General features: G+C 69.7%; 15 protein-coding genes. 3 read left to right on the top strand and 12 right to left on the bottom strand.

The features are described from left to right. Positions 1-14: 14 nt before the first annotated feature. A complete protein-coding gene (locus C1H66_RS21210) occupies positions 15-1,478 on the bottom strand; it encodes a TolC family outer membrane protein (protein WP_240618422.1) in 1,464 nt (487 codons plus the stop codon). A 156-nt stretch (positions 1,479-1,634) separates the two neighbouring features. Here C1H66_RS21210 and C1H66_RS21205 point away from each other — a divergent pair, with 156 nt between their 5' ends. Continuing rightward, on the top strand, positions 1,635-2,561 hold the full coding sequence (locus C1H66_RS21205) for an alpha/beta fold hydrolase (RefSeq protein ID WP_102629855.1): 927 nt from the start codon (positions 1,635-1,637) through the stop codon (positions 2,559-2,561). Here C1H66_RS21205 and C1H66_RS21200 read toward each other — a convergent pair whose 3' ends face one another. Next, the gene (locus C1H66_RS21200) at positions 2,562-3,401 is read right to left on the bottom strand and encodes a fructosamine kinase family protein (RefSeq protein ID WP_102629854.1); all 840 of its coding nucleotides are present in this window, start codon (positions 3,399-3,401) and stop codon (positions 2,562-2,564) included. It abuts the gene before it with no gap. A 187-nt stretch (positions 3,402-3,588) separates the two neighbouring features. Here C1H66_RS21200 and C1H66_RS21195 point away from each other — a divergent pair, with 187 nt between their 5' ends. Together C1H66_RS21195 and C1H66_RS21190 are read left to right on the top strand one after the other, a co-directional pair. After that, positions 3,589-6,411, top strand: coding sequence for an AMP-binding protein (locus tag C1H66_RS21195; protein WP_102629853.1), 2,823 nt, complete (start codon positions 3,589-3,591; stop codon positions 6,409-6,411). Positions 6,412-6,467: 56 nt separating this feature from the next. After that, on the top strand, positions 6,468-6,779 hold the full coding sequence (locus C1H66_RS21190; RefSeq protein ID WP_102629852.1) for a YqfO family protein: 312 nt from the start codon (positions 6,468-6,470) through the stop codon (positions 6,777-6,779). A gap of 19 nt (positions 6,780-6,798) precedes the next feature. On the opposite strand, the gene tal is transcribed toward C1H66_RS21190, so the two are convergent. The 10 genes from tal to C1H66_RS21140 form a co-directional block, all read right to left on the bottom strand. Continuing rightward, the gene (gene tal, locus C1H66_RS21185) at positions 6,799-7,752 is read right to left on the bottom strand and encodes a transaldolase (protein ID WP_102629851.1); all 954 of its coding nucleotides are present in this window, start codon (positions 7,750-7,752) and stop codon (positions 6,799-6,801) included. Positions 7,753-7,792: 40 nt separating this feature from the next. Then, a complete protein-coding gene (xylB, locus tag C1H66_RS21180) occupies positions 7,793-9,283 on the bottom strand; it encodes a xylulokinase (RefSeq protein ID WP_102629850.1) in 1,491 nt (496 codons plus the stop codon). Further along, the gene (locus C1H66_RS21175) at positions 9,283-10,770 is read right to left on the bottom strand and encodes a mannitol dehydrogenase family protein (protein WP_102629849.1); all 1,488 of its coding nucleotides are present in this window, start codon (positions 10,768-10,770) and stop codon (positions 9,283-9,285) included. Before C1H66_RS21175 ends, xylB begins: the two co-directional genes overlap by 1 nt. A 54-nt stretch (positions 10,771-10,824) precedes the next feature. Further along, positions 10,825-11,448: a nucleoside/nucleotide kinase family protein gene (locus C1H66_RS21170; protein ID WP_102629848.1), complete on the bottom strand. Its 624-nt coding sequence runs from the start codon at positions 11,446-11,448 to the stop codon at positions 10,825-10,827. A 93-nt stretch (positions 11,449-11,541) separates the two neighbouring features. Then, the gene (locus tag C1H66_RS21165; protein WP_102629847.1) at positions 11,542-12,330 is read right to left on the bottom strand and encodes an L-iditol 2-dehydrogenase; all 789 of its coding nucleotides are present in this window, start codon (positions 12,328-12,330) and stop codon (positions 11,542-11,544) included. A 24-nt stretch (positions 12,331-12,354) separates the two neighbouring features. Beyond that, on the bottom strand, positions 12,355-13,041 hold the full coding sequence (locus C1H66_RS21160; RefSeq protein ID WP_102629846.1) for an HAD family hydrolase: 687 nt from the start codon (positions 13,039-13,041) through the stop codon (positions 12,355-12,357). A gap of 12 nt (positions 13,042-13,053) precedes the next feature. After that, on the bottom strand, positions 13,054-14,199 hold the full coding sequence (locus C1H66_RS21155; protein ID WP_102629845.1) for an ABC transporter ATP-binding protein: 1,146 nt from the start codon (positions 14,197-14,199) through the stop codon (positions 13,054-13,056). Positions 14,200-14,211: 12 nt separating this feature from the next. Then, positions 14,212-15,120: a carbohydrate ABC transporter permease gene (locus C1H66_RS21150; protein ID WP_240618421.1), complete on the bottom strand. Its 909-nt coding sequence runs from the start codon at positions 15,118-15,120 to the stop codon at positions 14,212-14,214. A 20-nt stretch (positions 15,121-15,140) separates the two neighbouring features. Then, on the bottom strand, positions 15,141-16,031 hold the full coding sequence (locus C1H66_RS21145) for a carbohydrate ABC transporter permease (RefSeq protein ID WP_102629844.1): 891 nt from the start codon (positions 16,029-16,031) through the stop codon (positions 15,141-15,143). A gap of 72 nt (positions 16,032-16,103) precedes the next feature. After that, a complete protein-coding gene (locus tag C1H66_RS21140) occupies positions 16,104-17,423 on the bottom strand; it encodes an ABC transporter substrate-binding protein (RefSeq protein WP_102629843.1) in 1,320 nt (439 codons plus the stop codon). Positions 17,424-17,480: the final 57 nt, after the last annotated feature.

Here is a 17,480-nt window from a genome sequence, read left to right as displayed (position 1 = left end):
TAAATGTTAGATGACTAACCACCCTCGTCAGGGGCGTGGCGCTCACCGATCTGCATGGCCTCGTCGAAGCGCTCGCCCTCCCGGGGCAACATGAAGGAGACGCTGTCGCCGTCGAGCCAACCGTTCAGCTCCTCGATGACCGCGACATCCAGCGCCCCCGCCTGCTGCCGCAGTGACAGGAGGTTGATCACGTAGTCGTAACGGGCCTGGGCGTAGTCGGCGACGGCATCGTAGAGGTTCTGTTCGGCATTGAGCACATCGACGATGTTACGCGTGCCCACCTCGTAGCCCGAGCGGGTGGCCTCCAGGGCGCTCTCGTTGGAGACGATGGCCTGGGCCCGGGCTTCCACCGTCGAGACGTCGTTACTCACCTGGGTATAGAGCGAACGCACCTGCTGGATGGTATCGCGCCGCTGTGCCTCGAAGTCGTACTGGCTGGACTCCAGCAGGTAGGTGCTCTGTCGGATGCCGGCACTGGTGCTGCCGCCGGTGTAGAGCGGCAGGCTGACGGAGAGACCGACCTGGCTGGACGAGTCATGGCCCTCAATGGCATCGCTGTCGCTGTCGGCACGCTGATAGTTGGCAAAGGCCCCGACCACCGGCAGTCGCTGCGCCCTCGACACCCCGACGGCGCTGCGCGAGACCTCGACGCCGGCCTGCTGGGCCAGCACCAGGGGGTTGTGCCCCAGCGCCAGCTCCACCCAGTGGTCGCGGCCACCTGGACTCGGCGGCACGATGGGCATCTCCTCGTTCAAGGCATCGATGTCAGGGTAGCGCTGACCGGTCAGGCGCTCCAGCGCCTCGAAGCTGACCTGGAGGTTGCTCTCGGCGACGATGCGCTCGGCCCGCGACTGGTCGAATCTCGCCTGGGCCTCCTCCACTTCGGTGATCGCGATCAGCCCCACCTCGAACTGTTCGCGGGCCTGCTCGAGCTGGCGGCCGATGGCACGCTCCTGGGCACGGCGCGCGCCGAGTATCTCGTGGGCACGCAGGATATCGAAGTAGGCGCCGGCGACGTCGAGCAGCACCTGCTGCTCGGTGGCCGCCAACCGATAGGTCTGCTGGTCGATCTGTCGCTCGGCCTGCTCCACCTCGCGGCGGTTGCGGGCATCGAAGAGCGCCTGGCTGGCTTCCAGCACCACGCCGGCGCTGTTGAAGCGGTCGTCGAGCCCGACCCCGGTCTGGAATCCCCCCGTCTGGCTCTCGTACTGGCGGTTGTGCGTCACGTTGCCCGAGACATTGACCTGGGGCAGCAGATCCCCCCGCTGTACGTCCCGGCCGGCCTCCACGCTGCCGAACCGGGAACGTGCCGAGGCCAGCTCGGCATTGTTGTCCAGGGCGTCCCGGGTGATGGTCAGCAGGTCGGCGGCCTGCAGCGGCCCGGCGCAGGCCGACGCGATCAGGGCCGGCAGCAGGGCGCGGCGGGCCAGCCAGCCGCCGGTTCGAGATGAATGACGGGAGGTGCGGAGAGGCATCATCGGCTCATCCTTGATCTGGGAGCGAGAACATACATACATTCTCGCATGTTTTTATGACGAATCAATCGCACCCAGGCGGCGAAATGTGGAACTTTTCCGCAACGCAAGAAAGTCCGCTATGCTGCCATGCAGCATGATCCTTCGATGGAGGCAGCGATGGAGGCACTGGAACTGGTCCGGGTACGGGAACTCGACGTGGCCGTGCGCATCTGGCACCCCGGGGCGCCGAGGACCGTGATCGCCTGGCATGGCCTGGCGCGCCACGGTGGCGATTTCGCCGGTTTCGCCCGCGAGCTCGGCCCCGGGTGGCGGGTGCTGGCGCCGGACACGCCCGGGCGCGGGCTATCGAGCTGGTCGCTCTACCCCGCCCATGACTATCTCTATTCCCACTACATGACGGTGGCCGTGGCGGTACTCGACCACTTCGGCCTGGAGCGGGTGCCCTGGGTGGGCACCTCCATGGGGGGCCTGCTGGGCATGCTGCTGGCCGCCGAGGCCGACACCGCCGGGCGCATCGAGCGGTTGGTGCTCAACGACGTGGGCCCCGAGCTCGACCCGGACGGCCTGGCCTCACTGGCCACCTACTTCGGCGTGCCCCACCGCTTCTCTCGCTTCGGCGAACTGGAGGCGGAACTGCGCCGCCACTACGGCGGTTTCGGCATCACGGGCGACGATGCCTGGCGCCGCCTGGCACTGGACAGCGCCCGCCGCCTGCCCGACGGCAGCTGGACCTACCACTACGATCCACGCATCGGCGAGCAATTCATCCACGACACCCCCCGCGACACCTGGGCCGACTGGCAGGCGATCCGCTGCCCGCTGATGGTGATCCGCGGCGCGACCTCGCCGCTGCTGCGCGCCGACAGCGTGACGCGCATGGCCGAGGTCCATCCCGGCCTGGTCCGCCTCGAGGTACCCGGTTGCGGCCACGCCCCGATGCTCGACCGGGCGAGCCAGGTCGCCCCCATCGCCGACTTCCTCACTCGCCCCCGGCGCGACCTGCTGCCGGCCACCGACCGCCACCACGGAGTGCCCTGGTGGCGGCGGGGACTCGCCTGGCTGAGGCGGAAGCGCGCCGGCTGATCAGGCCGCCTCCAGCCGCGCCACCGTGCGCTCCACCCCACTGCGGTAGGCACCGCCGAACAGCAGCAGGTGGTTGAGCAGCGGATAGAGCTGGAACAGCGCCTCGCGCCTCGGCCAGTCGGCCGGGGCCTCGCCGTTCCAGTAGGCCGTGAAGAAGGCCTCGCCCGGAGACCCGAACAGCGTCAGCATCGCCAGGTCCACCTCCGGATAGTGGCGGTACACCGCGGGGTCGATGAGCGCCGGCCCCTGCCGAGTGAAGAGCACGTTGCCCGACCACAGATCGCCATGGACCAGGCTCGCCGGGGCATCGGGCAACCACGCATCGAGCCCCTCGGCGATGGCCTCGAGCCGCGAGCGCAGGCGGCCATCGAGCAGGCCCCGGGCGTGGCAGGCCGTGGCGAGCGGCAGCAGCCGCCGCTCGCGCTGGAAGGCCCGACCATCGGCGAGCGGTGCATTGGGCTGGGGGGTGCTGCCGCAGGCATTGTCCCGTGGCCAGCCGTGTTCGGCGCCGGTACAGGCATGCAGTTCGCGCAGCCCGGCGCCCAGGGTGGCCCCGTCGGCCGCGGACCGGGCGGTCGTCTCCAGCGCCTCCATCACCAGCCAGCCGTTGCCTTCCGCCAGCACGGCGGGCACGACCAGCCGGGTACCGGCCTCGCGCAGGACTCGCAGCCCCTCGGCCTCACCGGCCAGACGCGGCGGTTCGTCGCGCTTGACCACCACCGCTCCCTGGTCGGTCGTCAGGCGGTAGACCGCGGCGATATCGCCGCCGCCCAGCGGGCGAAGCTCGCCCTGCGGCCTCAGCCCGCAGCTCTCCAGCAGCTCCACGAGATCGGCTTGCATGCATTTCTCCTCGGCCCGACTGCCACAGACTCGCCATTCCTGGGGTCCAACTCAGCATACGCTGCCATGGCGCCCCGGGACAGGGCGTCCCAGGGGTGGCCCCTCATGAACTCCGGCCGGCCCCTGGAGTCGTCACTGCATGCCCGGAATGATCCGGGTAACAGGCTGGCCAGCCGCGAGGTAACCGATGGCCCGATCCAACGAGACCCGCCCCCCCCAGGAAGCCGAAGCGCTGCAGCGGCGGCTGCTCGAGGTGATCGATGCCCTGGTGCGCGAGACGCGGCCTCACCAGGCCGGGACCCGCCGGCCGACCCTGGAGACCCGGCTGGACCGCGACCTCGGCCTCGACAGCATGGCCCGCTCCGAGCTGCTGCTGAGGCTCGAGGATGCCTTCGCTGTCACGCTCCCCGAGAACGTACTGATGGCAGACACGCCGGCGGAGCTGCTGGAGATCCTGCTGGCCACCCCGGGCACGAGTCGCGAGACGTCGCCCGTCGCGCCCGCGGCAGACAGCGCGCCGGTGGAGGGCGCCCCCGGCGCCGCCGAAAGCCTCAATGCCGTGCTGGACTGGCACCTGGCACGCCACCCCGATCGTGTCCACCTGCACATCTACGCCGGCGACGACACGCCACGAACGCTGAGCTATGCCGACCTCGAGCGGGGCGCCCGGGGCATCGCCGCGGCCCTGCGCAGGCGCGGCCTGCCAGCCGGGAGCCGTGTCGCGCTGATGCTGCCCACCGAACCGGACTACTTCATCGCCTTCTTCGGCATCCTGCGTGCCGGCGCCGTGCCCGTGCCCATCTATCCTCCCGCCCGGCCGGCCCAGTTCGAGGAGCACCTGCGACGCCACGGGCGCATCCTGACCAATGCCGGCGTGGAGATCCTGATCACCGTCCCCGAGGCCCGCCGCGTGGCGCGCCTGCTGCGGGCCGAGGCGCCGCGACTCGCGGCCATCGTCACGGTGGCGGAACTCGATGCCTCGACGACTGCCGGCATCGCGGACGCCGAATCGCCCACCGCGTCGAGCCTGGCACTGCTGCAGTACACCTCGGGCAGCACCGGCGACCCCAAGGGCGTCACGCTGACCCATGGCCAGTTGCTGGCGAACATCCGCGCCATGGGCGAGCGGCTGGAGGTGACCTCCCGGGACGTCTTCGTCAGCTGGCTGCCGCTCTACCATGACATGGGCCTGATCGGCGCCTGGCTCGGCAGCCTCTACCACGCCATCCCGCTGGTGGTGATGTCGCCGCTCGCCTTCCTCGCCCGCCCGCTGCGCTGGCTCGAGCTGATCCATCACCACCGGGCCAGCCTCTCCGGCGGCCCCAACTTCGGCTACGAGCTCTGCCTGCGCTCGCTGACGCCCGAGCGGCTCCAGGGGCTGGACCTGAGCAGCTGGCGGATCGCCTTCAACGGCGCCGAGCCGGTCAGTGCCCGCACCATGCAGCGCTTCGCCGAGGCCCTGGCGCCCTGTGGCCTACGCCCCGGTGCGCTGATGCCGGTCTACGGGCTGGCCGAGGCGGCGGTGGGCCTGTGCATCTCCCCGCCCGGCCGCGGCCTCGTGCTCGACCGGGTCGAGCGCGCGGCCTTCACGGGGAAGCAACAGGCGCGTCCGGTCCATGGCCGCGAACCGCCCCTGACCTTCGTCAACTGCGGTCCACCGCTGCCCGGCTACGCGGTCCACATCGTCGATCGCGATGGCCGCGAGCTGGCGGAGCGACACGAGGGCGACATCGAGTTCCGCGGCCCCTCGGCCACCGCGGGCTACTATGACAACCCGACGGCCTCCCGCGAGCTCTTCGATGGCGAGTGGCTGCGCACCGGCGACCGCGGCTACCTCGCCGATGGCGACCTCTACATCAGCGGACGGGTCAAGGATGTGCTGGTGCGCGGCGGACGCAACCTCTACCCCTACGACCTCGAGGAGGCCATCGGCCGCGTCGAGGGGGTCAGGAAGGGATGCGTGGCGGTGTTCGGTGACCCCGATCCGGAGAGCGGCATCGAGGCGCTGGTTGTGGTGGCCGAAACCCAGGTCGACGAACCGGCCCGACGCCATGCGATCACCCAGGCGATCCGCGATGTCACGGTCGACATCGTCAACGTCCCGGCCGATGCCATCCGCCTGGTCCCGCCCCATAGCGTGCTGAAGACCTCCAGCGGCAAGCTCCGCCGTGCGGCCACCGCCGAGCTCTACCGCAGCGGTCGCCTCGGCCAGGGCGGCGCGCCCGTCTGGCGCCAGGCGCTCGGCCTGGCGGCGAGGGCCGGCACGCAACGCGCCCGGCTGTGGCTGGCACGACTCGGTGAACGGCTCTATGCCGCCTACGCCTGGGGCGTCTTCGGGCTGGGGGCCGCCCTGCTGTGCATGCTCGCCATGCCGCTGCCGCGGCTCGCCTGGCGCTGGCGCGTCGCGCATCATGTCGCCCGCCTGGCCGCGGAGCTCGCCGGCCTTTCCATCGAACGGCACGGCGTGGATCGGTTGCCCCGCCGGGCGCCCTGCGTGCTGGTGGCCAACCATGCCAGCTACCTCGACGCCCTGGTGCTGACGGCGGCGCTACCCCGCGGCTTCCGCTACCTGGCCAAGGCCGAGCTCCAGCGCCGCTGGTTCTCTCGCCTGGTGCTGACGCGCATGGGGGTGCTGTTCGTGGAGCGCTTCGACCCCCGCCAGGCCACCCGCGACACGCAACGGATCTTCGCCGCCGTCGAGGGCGACGACTCCCTGGCGTTCTTTCCCGAGGGCACCTTCCACTCGCAGGCCGGGGTCGGGGCCTTCCACATGGGGGCCTTCGTCATCGCCGTGCAGAGCGGCGTGCCGGTGCTGCCGGTGGCCCTGCAGGGTACCCGGGACGCGCTGCGCGGTCGCGAGTGGCTGCCCCACCCCGGCAAGGTGCGGGTCAGCGTCGGTGAGGCGATCCAACCGACGACCACCGGCTGGGCGGAAGCGGTCAGGCTGCGCGACGCCGCCCGATCGTTCATCCTTGCCGAGTGCGGGGAGCCCGATCGCGGCGAACCTTGACGCCGGGACACCGCCACTCCCCCGCCGAGTCCACCCCACGAGACAGGAGCCCCGCGATGTACAAGCTAGCCTTCTATGTCCCCCTGGAAGATGCCGAGGCGGTCAAGGAAGCCGTGTTCGCCACCGGTGCCGGGCGCATCGGCGACTACGAGGCCTGCTGCTTCCAGACGGCCGGCACCGGGCAGTTTCGCCCCCTCGCCGGCGCCGACCCGCACATCGGCCGGGTCGGTGACCTGGCGCGGGTCGAGGAGCTCAAGGTCGAGCTGGTCTGCGACGACGCCCTGATCCGCGAGGCGGTGGCCGCACTCCGGGCGGCCCACCCCTACGAGGAACCGGCCTTCGACGTCTGGCGGCTGGAGGCGCTGTGAAGCGGGGGCGCTGCCCGGCTTACCCCAGCCGCCGATCGATCCGCGCCTCGAGGGTGCGCTGGTCCTCATCGAAGCGGCGAATGCCCTCGGCCAGCTTGTCGTTGGCCATGGCGTCCTGGTTGTGGCCCCAGCGGAAGGCGGCCTCGGACAATGGCGACGATCGCAGGTCACTGGCGTCCTCCATCACCACCCGGCGCTCCACCTCGCCGTCGCCGGCGGCGAGCTCCTCGAGCAGCGCCGGCGAGATGGTCAGCCGCGGGCAACCGGCCAGCGCCAGCACCTGGCCGGTGGTGCGGAAGCTCGCCCCCATCACCACGGTGTCGTAGCCGCCCCGGCTCGCACGGGCGCAGACCCCGCGCACGAAGTTCACCCCCGGGTCCTCGTCCGGGCTGTAGTCGCGTCCGGTCGCTTGCTTGTACCAGTCGGTGACCCGGCCGACGAAGGGCGAAACCAGGAACACCCCGGCGTCGAAGCAGGCCTGGGCCTGGGCGTCGCTGAACAGCAGGGTCAGGTTGCAGTTGATGCCTTCGCGCTCCAGCACCTCGGCGGCGCGGATGCCTTCCCAGGTCGAGGCCAGCTTGATCAGCACCCGCTCCGGGCCCACGCCGTGGCGCGCATAGAGGCCGATCAGCTCGTGAGCCTTGGCGATGCTGGCCCGGGTATCGAAGGAGAGTCGCGCCGCGACCTCGGTGGAGACCCGGCCGGGCACGTGCCTGGCGATCTCCGCGCCCTTGGCCACGGCGAGCCGGTCGGCCGCGTGCTCGACCTGCTGCTGGCGATCGCCGCCCTCGGCCTTGACCGCGTCCAGGGTCTCGGCGATCAGCTCCTGGTAGCCCGGCAGGTCGAAGGCCTTGAGCAGCAGCGAGGGGTTGGTGGTGGCATCCTGGGGCCGGTAGCGCTTGATCGCGTCGAGGTCGCCGGTGTCGGCGACCACCAGCGAGTGCTGCTTGAGCGCGTCGAGTAGAGAAGGCATGGGTGGCTCCATCTGTCGAAGGTTGGGGTGGACCGGCGCGTCAGCAGGCGACGGCATGACGTTCGGCGAGGGCCTCACGATAGCGAGCATAGACCCCCTGATAGGCGGCGACACTCGCCGGCTCGGGATCGGCCAGGGAGCGTTCGTCGAGATGCACCAGCCGTGCGCAGAGCTGCTCCAGGGTGACCCCCTGCTCGCGCCGATGGCACCAGGCCGCCTGCAGGGCCGCGCCCAGCGCCGCGGCGTCGGTGATCTCGGGGCAGATCACCTGGGTGCCGGTGATGTCGGCGACCATCTGCCGCCACACCGGGCTGTTGGCGCCACCGCCGATCAGGCGGATCTGGCTGGCCCCTTCGGCCAGTCCACCGAGCAGTTCCAGGCCATAGCGCATGCCGAAGGTGGCGCCCTCGGCCACCGCCCGGCAGAGGTTGGCCTGGGTGGTGTTGACGCTGGTCAGGCCCAGGAAGCTCGCCGTGGCCTCGGGCAGCATCGGCACCCGTTCGCCGTTGAAGAACGGCAGCACGGTGACCCCCTCGGCGCCGATCGGCGCACCGGCGAGCCGCTCGCCGAACCCCGCCAGGTCGAGGCCGAACAGCTCGCGCACGCGAGTCGTCGCCGAGGTCACGTTCATGGTGCAGACCAGCGGCAACCAGCCGCCGCTGCTCGAACAGAAGTTGGCGACCATGGCGCTGTCGGCCACCACCGGCTCGGGGGAGTGGGCACACACCGTCCCCGAGGTCCCCAGGCTCAGGGTCACCAGCCCCGGCCGGATATTGCCGGTGCCGATGGCGCCGAGCATATTGTCGCCGCCACCACTGGCCACCAGCACGTCCTCGGCCAGCCCCAGCGCCCGGGCCACCTCGGGGCGCACGATGCCGGCCCGCTCCTGGGCATCGATCAGCCGCGGCAGCACTCGCTCGGCGTCGAGCTCCGGGGCGACCTCGGCCAGGACGTCATGGCGCCAGCGCCGCGAGCGGGTATCGAAATAGCCGGTACCGGAGGCATCGCCGGCCTCGGTGACCCGCTCGCCGGTGAGCCAGAAGTTCAGGTAGTCGTGGGGCAGCAGCAGGCTGTCGATGCGGTGGTAGGCGTCGGGATGGGTGTCGCGCAGCCAGGCGATCTTGGAGGCGGTGTAGCCGGTCTGCAGCACCAGCCCGAGCTTGTCGAGGCACCCCGCCTCGCCTCCCAGCCGCGCGACCAGGCCGGCATTCCAGGCGGCCGTCTCGGTATCGCACCACAGCTTGGCCGGGTGGACCGGCTCACCCCGACCGTCCAGCGCCACCATGCCGTGCTGCTGGCCGGAGACGCCGATGGCGCGGATGGCCCGGCTGTCGATGCCGGCCCTGGCCACGGCCTCGGCGAAGGCACCGCGCAGCGCCTCGACCCAGTCGCCGGGCCGCTGTTCGCGCCGCCCGTTCTCGCCCTCGATCAGGCGATGGGGGCGACTCGCCTCGCCGAGGATGCACTCTCCCTCGACATCGAGCACCACCACCTTGGTGCTCTGGGTCCCGCAATCCACTCCGATATACATCACGCACGTCCTCGCACCGACACCAGAGCTTCCAGTGTGGCACGCGCACCGCGCTCGTGAAGGGAAGCCAGGGCCTCGAGATAGGCCGTGCGGAAGCGCTCGCTCTCGGCCAGATCCCCGAACAGTTCACGATTCTCGATAAAGGCGGTCGGTTGCTCGCGGTTCCGGGCGGCCCGGCGCATCAGATCGTCCTTGAGGCGGTCGACCACCGCGATGGCATCGCCCCGCTCGTCGGCGCCCTCGGCATAGCGGGCCCAGCTCGCCACCACCGCGGCCGAGCGATGGATCTCGCCGCCCCTGTCCAGTTGTTCGCGGATCACCGGCAGCAGCCACTTGGGAATGCGATCCGAACTCTCGGCACACAACCGCGCCAGGGTGTCCTTGATCTCGGGATTGGCGAAGCGCTCGATCAGGGTCAGCCGGTACCGCTCGAGATCCACCCCCGGCACCGGCGCCAGGGTCGGGGCCCCCTCGCGGCGCATGTAGTCGAGCAGGAAGTCGACGAACAGCGGGTCCTGGCACACCTCATGGGCGTAGCGGTAGCCGGCCAGGTAGCCGAAATAGCACAGCGCCTGGTGGCTGGCGTTGAGCAGCCGCAGCTTCATCAGCTCGTAGGGCTCCACGTCCTCGACCACCTGCACCCCCACCGCCTCGAAGGCGGGACGGCCGGTGACGAAACGCTCCTCCAGCACCCACTGGGTGAAGGGCTCGCAGACCACCGGCCAGGCGTCCTCGACGCCGAAACGGCCGGCCAGTTCCTCGATGTCCGCGGCGGCGGTGACCGGGGTGATGCGATCGACCATGGAGTTGGGGAAGGCGACCTCGGCGGCGACCCAGGCGCCGAGCTCGCCGTCCCGGGCCCGGGCGAAGGCCGTGAACATGCGACCTGCCACCTCGCCGTTGCCCTGGATATTGTCGCAGGACATCACCGTGAAGGGCGGGATGCCTCGTGTGCGGCGCCGCGCCAACGCCTCGGTGATCAGCCCGAAGGGGGTCGTCGGTGCGGCAGGGTGGGCCAGGTCGTGCTGCACCGCCGGATCGTCGAGATCGAAGGCGCCGCTGACCGGATGGAAGTTGTAGCCGCCCTCGGTGACGGTCAGCGAGACGATGCGGGTGGCCGGGTCGACCATCCGGGCGATCACCGCCTCCGGGTCGTCGGGGGCGAACAGGTAATCGATCATGCTGCCGATGACGCGGGGCTCGCGGCGGCCGTCGGGGTGCTTGACCACCAGGGTATAGAGGTGGTCCTGGGCGGCCAGCGCCTCCTGCATGCGGCGGTCGCCGGGCATCACGCCGACGCCGACGATGCCCCAGTCCAGGGCCTCGCCGCGGTTCATCAGCGCATCCAGGTACATGGCCTGGTGGGCACGGTGGAAGCCCCCCACGCCGAAGTGGACGATGCCGGCGGTCACGGCGCCACGGTCATAGCCGGGCACCGCCACCTCGGGGGCCAGCCGGCCCAGGTTGTCATTGTTGAGTCGGGTCATGGAGTCTCTCCGGCCGAGCCGCACTCGGCGTGAACGGGGCCCGGAGCCTGGCGGTCAGCGCCACACCAGGTCGGGCGAAATGGAGCGCGTCTTGACCAGGCGCGCGTTGGACATGTCCTTGTGGCGGGCCTTCTCCAGGGCGCCGGCGGCGTCCTGGCCCATGTCCAGCCAGCGCTCGAAGAGCCGCTGTTCGAGGACATCGTCGGCCACGTCCAGCATCACGGTCAGGTCGAACAGGGGATGCAGCTCGGTCCAGGGCGCCTCGTCGAGCAGCAGATAATTGCCCTCGACGATGACGATGCGGTGCCCGAGCGTGATCAGGCGTCCGCCGGCGCGGGCCAGGTCCAGGGGCCGGTCGAACACCGGTACCGCCACCGTCCGGTCGGCGCGACGAATACGCTCGAGATCGACACGCAGGCCGTCGACGTCGAAGGTGTGCGGGGCCCCCTTCACCGGCACCTGGTCGTCGGGCTCGAGCACGGCGTTGTCGAAGTGGTAGCCGTCCATCGGCACCACGACGGATTCGCCGGGGCGCAATGCCGTGATGGCATCGCTCAACAGCTCAGAGCGGTACGACTTGCCGGCGCCCGGCGGGCCGGCCAGGGCGACGATGAACCGCCGCCGGTCCGAGGCGGCCTCGCTGATCTGGCGGGCGACATCCTGTAGTTCGGGATACATGGCAGTGTCCTCACAGTGGGCTGGCGAACCGCCATCATCGCCTGCGCGACACCGGGCGCAAGCCTGACGCCGTCTCACCCTGCCCTTCACGGGTCAGCTCATCCAGTTGCCGCCATCGACGTTGAGGGTCTGGGCCACCACATAGTCGCTGTCCGCCGAGGCGAGAAAGACCGCGGCCCCGGCGTGATCCTCGGGGCGCCCCATGCGACCGTAGGGCACCGCCTCGCCGACCAGGCGCTTCTTCTCGCCGAGCGGGCGGTTCTCGAAGCGGGCGAAGAGCGCATCGACCTCGTCCCACATCGGGGTATCCACCACGCCGGGGGCGATGCCGTTGACGTTGATGCCGTGCGCGATGAGCGACAGGCCGCAGGACTGGGTCAGGCTGATCACCGCCGCCTTGCTGGCGCAGTAGACGCTGACCAGCGGCTCGCCGCGGCGCCCGGCCTGGGACGACATGTTGATGATCTTGCCGCCCCGGCCCCGCGCGACCATGGCCTTCGCCACCGCCTGGAGCGTGAAGAAGAGCCCCTTGGTGTTCACCGCGAACTGCCGGTCGAAGCTCTCCTCGGTCACCTCGAGCACCGGCGCCATGTCGAAGATGGCGGCGTTGTTGACCAGGATGTCGATGCCGCCGAAGCGCTCGGTGACGCTGGCCACCATGGCGTCGATGGCCTGGCGATCGCAGACGTCCAGGCGCACGCCCATCAGCCGGGAGGCGGCATGGCCCTCGCCTTCCAGCGTGGCCAGCACCTCGTCGATGGCCCCCTGGTCGACGTCGGCGATGACCACCGAGGCGCCCTCCTCCAGGTAGGCCCGGGAGATGGCCAGGCCGATACCGCGGGCACCGCCGGTGATCACGCTCGTCTTGCTGTCGAGTTTCATGTGTTCCTGCCTCTGGTGATGGGGTTAGCGAGCCGCGGTGTGCGGGCGGGCGTGCCGCCAGTCGTCGACCAGCGACTCGAGTCCGTGCATGTGGTCGAGAATGCGCCAGGCCCCGGCCTCGACCAGTCGGCGTGCCTGCCCCGGCTCGACGTGGCTGGCCCCGGTGAAGCCGATGACCGTCATGCCGGCGGCGTGGGCCGCGGTGACGCCCGAGACGCTGTCCTCCACCACCAGGCAGTCGGCGGGAGCACAGCCCAGCTCACGGGCCGCCAGCAGGTAGAGGTCGGGGGCGGGCTTGGGGCGGGCGACCTGGTCCGCCGTGAAGACCGGCGACTCGCCGATCAACCGCTCCAGGCCGGTGGTGGCCAGCGAGGCCAGGACGCGGCGACGGCGGCTGTTGGAGACCACCGCCTTGGGCAGGGGCAGCGAGGCGATCGCCGCGGCCACGCCGTCGACGGCCTCGAGCTCCCTGGCCAGCCGCGCCTCGATGGCCCGGTCGACCCGCTCGGTGGCATCGGCCGGCAGCCGGTGGCGGCTCAGCGGCTCCAGGTGCGCCAGGATGTTGGCCGTGGTCATGCCCAGCGCCTGGCGCAGCACGGTATCGGCGGCCAGGTCGGGCAGCCACTCCCCCAGCAGCCCCACCAGGGTGGCCTCGGCGATCGCCTCGCTGTCCACCAGCACGCCGTCACAGTCGAAGATCAGGGTATCCATGGGCGCTCCCCGTCACTGGCAGCCGCTTGTGGACGACAAGCGGTTATCGTGGCGGGTGAGGCCGGCCAGGGGGTGCTGATGCAGGCTGGGCAGCGCCAGGGTCTCGGCGTCGAAGAGGTGGGCGCGCCTCGGCTCGAAGCCGAAACGTACCTTGTCGTGGACGCGATGGGCGACGTCCCCGTCGGTCATGAGGGTGACCATCGCCTCGCCCATCTGCACATAGAGCGAGGTCTGGCCCCCCAGGCGCTCGAGGACCCTGATCTCCCCCGTCAGCGGCCCCTGGTCGTCGAGTTGCAGGTGCTCGGGGCGGATGCCCAGCTCCAGCGGCGAGTCGACCGCCAGCCGGCTGCCGTCCACCGGCACCGTGCACGCCTCGCCACCGGGCAGCCGGATGCTCACCCCTTCGAGGCCCGACCGGACGAGGTCGACATCGAGGAAGTTCATCTTGGGCGAGCCGATGAAACCGGCCACGAAGCGGTTGCACGGATGGTGATAGAGCTCCATGGGCGAGCCCACCTGCTCGACCACGCCGTCGTGCAGCACCACGATCTTGTCGGCCATGGTCATGGCCTCGATCTGGTCGTGGGTGACGTAGATCATGGTGGCGTCGAGCTCCTCGTGGAGCCGCGCCAGCTCGATGCGCATCTGCACACGCAGCGCCGCATCCAGGTTGGAGAGCGGCTCGTCGAAGAGGAAGATGCTCGGGTTGCGGACGATGGCCCGGCCGATCGCCACGCGCTGGCGCTGGCCACCGGAGAGCGCCTTGGGCTTGCGGTCCAGCAGCGGCTCGAGCTGCAGGATCTTGGCCGCCTCGAGCACCTTCTCGCGCCGCGCCTCCCTGGGCACGCCGGCCAGGCGCATGCTGAAGCCCATGTTGTCCTCGACGGTCATGTGCGGATAGAGCGCATAGCTCTGGAACACCATGGCCAGGCCGCGATCGGCGGGCCCCACCTCGTTCATGCGCGCCCCGTCGATGACGATATCGCCCGAGGTGGCGCTTTCCAGCCCGGCGATCATGCGCATCAGCGTCGACTTGCCGCAGCCGGAGGGACCGACGAAGACCACGAACTCCCGGTCGTTGACCTCGAGGTCGACGCCCTTGATGACGTCGGTGTCGCCGAAGCGCTTGGTGATCTGCTTGAGTTGTAGAGTTGCCATGATGGGATTCCTTTACTTGACGGCGCCGAAGGTCAGGCCGCGCACCATCTGTTTCTGGGTCAACCAACCGAAGACGAGGATGGGCGCGATGGCCATGGTCGAGGCCGCGGAGAGCTTGGCCCAGAACAGCCCCTCGGGGCTCGAGAAGGAGGCGATGTAGGCGGTCAGCGGAGCCGCCTTGGAAGACGTCAGGTTGAGGCTCCAGAAGGCCTCGTTCCAGCTCAGGATCACCGACAGCAGGCCGGTGGAGGCGATGCCCGGCAGGGTCAGCGGCAGCAGCAGGAAGAACACCTCCTGGAAGGTGGTGGCCCCGTCCATGCGCCCCGCCTCGAGGATGTCCTTGGGCATGTCCTTGAAGAAGGTGTACAGCATCCACACCACGATCGGCAGGTTCATCAGCGTATAGATGATGATCAGGCCGGTGCGGGTATCGAGCAGCCCGACGTCGCGAAAGATCAGGTAGATGGGCACCAGCACCCCGACCGGCGGCAGCATCTTGGTGGAGAGCATCCACAGCAGGGTGCCCTTGGTGCGCCGGGTGGGGAGAAAGGCCATCGAATAGGCAGCCGGGATGGCGATCAGCAACGCCAGCAGGGTCGAGCCGAAGGCCACCGCGACGCTGTTCAGCGCGAACCGGGCGTAGCCCGCCCGCTCCTGGACCGCCTGGTAGCTCTCCAGGGTCGGCGAGAAGATCAGGCTGGGATCGGCGATGGCCGCGGACTCGGTCTTGAAGCCCGTCAGCACCATCCAGAAGATCGGGAAGAAGATCAGCAGGGCCACCGTCCATCCCAGCACGGTCAGGCCGAGCTTCCGGGTATTGGCCGAGGCCAGGAACGGCCGTGTCGCACCGCGTGCCGGCACGGTCTGGCCGCCGCCCCGCGAGGACGCTTCCAGCCTGTCGTGCTTGGTCGTTGTCGTCATGATAAGGGACTCCCGAGACACTAGTCTTCCAGGTTCCTGGCCACCATGCGGACCAGGAAGATGGCGACGATATTGGCGAGGACGATGGCGATCACCCCACCCGCGGAGGCGGTGCCGACGTCGAAGTCGAGCAGGGCCCGGATATAGATCAGGTAGGCCAGGTTGGTGGTCGCCAGCCCCGGGCCACCGGAGGTGGTGACGAAGATCTCGGCGAAGATGGTCAGCAGGAAGATCATCTCGATCATGATCACCACGCTGATCGCCCGCTTGAGATGCGGCAGGGTGATGAAGAAGAAGATCGCCACCGGGCCGGCCCCGTCCATGCGTGCGGCTTCCACCTGGTCCTCGTCCAGCGACTGCATGGCGGTGAGCAGGATCAGCAGCGCGAACGGCAGCCACTGCCAGGCGACGATGATGATGATCGAGGTCAGCGGCAGCGCGGAGAACCAGTCGACGGCCTGCAGGCCGAACGACTCGGCGACCCAGGAGAGCACCCCGTTGGACGGGTGCATCATCATGTTCTTCCACACCAGGGCGCTGACCGTGGGCATGACGAAGAACGGCGAGATGGCCAGCACCCGGGCGATGCCGCGCCCGGCGAACTCCTGCTGGAAGAGCACCGCCAGCAGGGTGCCACCGACCACGGTGATCGCCAGCACCCAGCCGACCAGCAGCAGGGTCGTGCCCATGGCCGACCAGAGGGCCGGGTCGGTGAACAGGTATTCGTAGTTTTCCAGCCCGGCGAAGCCGGTCATGCCGGGCATCAGCAGGTTGTAGCGCTGGAAGGAGAACCACAGGGTCATGCCCAGCGGCACCAGCATCCACAGCAACAGCAGGGTGACGGCCGGCGCCTGCAGCGACAGGGTCCTCAGACCCCCGACGGTGCGCCCGGAAGCTCTTGTCTTGTTCATGGGATTACCCGCAAAACCAGGTAGGGAAAAGGGCCCGGCCGGGAAGACCCGGCCGGGAACGGCAGACTCCGCTCAGTCGAGGTAGCCGGCGCGCTGCATGGCACGCTGCGTGGCGCGCTGCGCGGTCTGCAGCGCCTGCTCGACCGTGGCATCACCGGTCAGCGCCGAGGCCACCGTCTGGCCCACCTGGGTGCCGATCGACTGGAACTCGGGAATGCCGACGAACTGCACGCCGACATAGGGGCTCGGCTCCAGGGTCGAGTCGGTGGGATCGGCACTGCGCATCGCCTCGAGCACGAAGCCGGCGAAGGGGGCCGCGTCCTGGTAGTGCTCGTTGGCGTAGGTGGACTCGCGGGTGCCGGGCGGCACGCTGGTCCAGCCCCGGGTGTCGCCGACCAGCTCGATGTACTCACGCGAGGTCGCCCACTGGATGAACGTCCTGGCGGCCTCCTGGTTCTCGGAGGTGGCGGGAATGGCCAGCGCCCAGGACCACAGCCAGTGCGAGCCCTTGGGCGTCCTGGCCACCGGCGCCGGCGCGAAGCCCAGCCGGTCGGCCACGTCGGACTCGCCGGGGTCGTAGAGCTTGCCGGCCGCCGAGGTGGCGTCGACCCAGATGGCGCAGCTCCCACGGGAGAACAGCGCCAGGTTCTCGTTGAAGCCGTTGGAGCTGGCGCCGGGCGGGCCGTAGTCGTTCAGCAGGTCGACATAGAACTGGATCGCCTCCTGCCACTCGGGCGAGTCGAGCTGGGGCTGCCAGTCTTCATCGAACCAGCGCCCGCCGAAGGTATTCACCAGGGTCGAGACCAGGGCCATGTTCTCGCCCCAGCCCGGCTTGCCGCGCAGGCAGATACCGGCCCGCTGCGCCTCGGGATCATGCAGCTGGACGGCCCAGTCGCGGACCTCCTCCCAGCTCGGCTGCTCGGGCACCTCGATGCCGGCCTCGTCGAACAGGTCCTGGCGGTAGTACATCATCGAGCTCTCGCCGTAGAACGGCAGCGCATGCAGGGTCCCGTCGTTGCTCAGGCCGTCGCGCACCGAGGTGAGCAGGTCGTCGACCTGGTAGTCATCGGGGAGACCGTCGAGGGGCGACAGCCAGCCGCGTTCGGCCCAGATGGGGACCTCGTAGGTGCCGATGGTCATGACGTCGAACTGGCCGCCCTGGGTGGCGATGTCGGTGGTCATGCGCTGGCGCAGCACGTTCTCCTCCAGCACCACCCAGTCCAGCGCGATGTCGGGATGCGCCTCCTCGAAGGCATCGGTCAGGCTCTGCATGATCACCATGTCGTTGTTGTTGACCGTGGCGATGGTGATCTCGGTCTGCGCCTGGGCCGGGCCGGCCAGGGCGATCGCCGCGGCCAGGCTCGTCAAGGGCAGATGACGGGTGAGTCTCATGGTGGGCTCCTGTCGGGACAGCTTGGCGTTGTTGTTTTGATCATATTGATCATCTGA

Source organism: Halomonas heilongjiangensis, from assembly GCF_002879645.1.
GTDB classification, from domain to species: domain Bacteria; phylum Pseudomonadota; class Gammaproteobacteria; order Pseudomonadales; family Halomonadaceae; genus Halomonas; species Halomonas heilongjiangensis.
This window is presented reverse-complemented; position numbering and strand designations above follow the sequence as displayed.

Excerpts from the sequence above, each read along its gene's own strand:
- C1H66_RS21210 (WP_240618422.1), bottom strand. The coding sequence starts at position 1,478 with ATGATGCCTCTCCGCACCTCCCGTCATTCATCTCGAACCGGCGGCTGG.
- C1H66_RS21205 (WP_102629855.1), top strand. The coding sequence starts at position 1,635 with ATGGAGGCACTGGAACTGGTCCGGGTACGGGAACTCGACGTGGCCGTG.
- C1H66_RS21200 (WP_102629854.1), bottom strand. The coding sequence starts at position 3,401 with ATGCAAGCCGATCTCGTGGAGCTGCTGGAGAGCTGCGGGCTGAGGCCG.
- C1H66_RS21195 (WP_102629853.1), top strand. The coding sequence starts at position 3,589 with ATGGCCCGATCCAACGAGACCCGCCCCCCCCAGGAAGCCGAAGCGCTG.
- C1H66_RS21190 (WP_102629852.1), top strand. The coding sequence starts at position 6,468 with ATGTACAAGCTAGCCTTCTATGTCCCCCTGGAAGATGCCGAGGCGGTC.
- tal (WP_102629851.1), bottom strand. The coding sequence starts at position 7,752 with ATGCCTTCTCTACTCGACGCGCTCAAGCAGCACTCGCTGGTGGTCGCC.
- xylB (WP_102629850.1), bottom strand. The coding sequence starts at position 9,283 with ATGTATATCGGAGTGGATTGCGGGACCCAGAGCACCAAGGTGGTGGTG.
- C1H66_RS21175 (WP_102629849.1), bottom strand. The coding sequence starts at position 10,770 with ATGACCCGACTCAACAATGACAACCTGGGCCGGCTGGCCCCCGAGGTG.
- C1H66_RS21170 (WP_102629848.1), bottom strand. The coding sequence starts at position 11,448 with ATGTATCCCGAACTACAGGATGTCGCCCGCCAGATCAGCGAGGCCGCC.
- C1H66_RS21165 (WP_102629847.1), bottom strand. The coding sequence starts at position 12,330 with ATGAAACTCGACAGCAAGACGAGCGTGATCACCGGCGGTGCCCGCGGT.
- C1H66_RS21160 (WP_102629846.1), bottom strand. The coding sequence starts at position 13,041 with ATGGATACCCTGATCTTCGACTGTGACGGCGTGCTGGTGGACAGCGAG.
- C1H66_RS21155 (WP_102629845.1), bottom strand. The coding sequence starts at position 14,199 with ATGGCAACTCTACAACTCAAGCAGATCACCAAGCGCTTCGGCGACACC.
- C1H66_RS21150 (WP_240618421.1), bottom strand. The coding sequence starts at position 15,120 with ATGACGACAACGACCAAGCACGACAGGCTGGAAGCGTCCTCGCGGGGC.
- C1H66_RS21145 (WP_102629844.1), bottom strand. The coding sequence starts at position 16,031 with ATGAACAAGACAAGAGCTTCCGGGCGCACCGTCGGGGGTCTGAGGACC.
- C1H66_RS21140 (WP_102629843.1), bottom strand. The coding sequence starts at position 17,423 with ATGAGACTCACCCGTCATCTGCCCTTGACGAGCCTGGCCGCGGCGATC.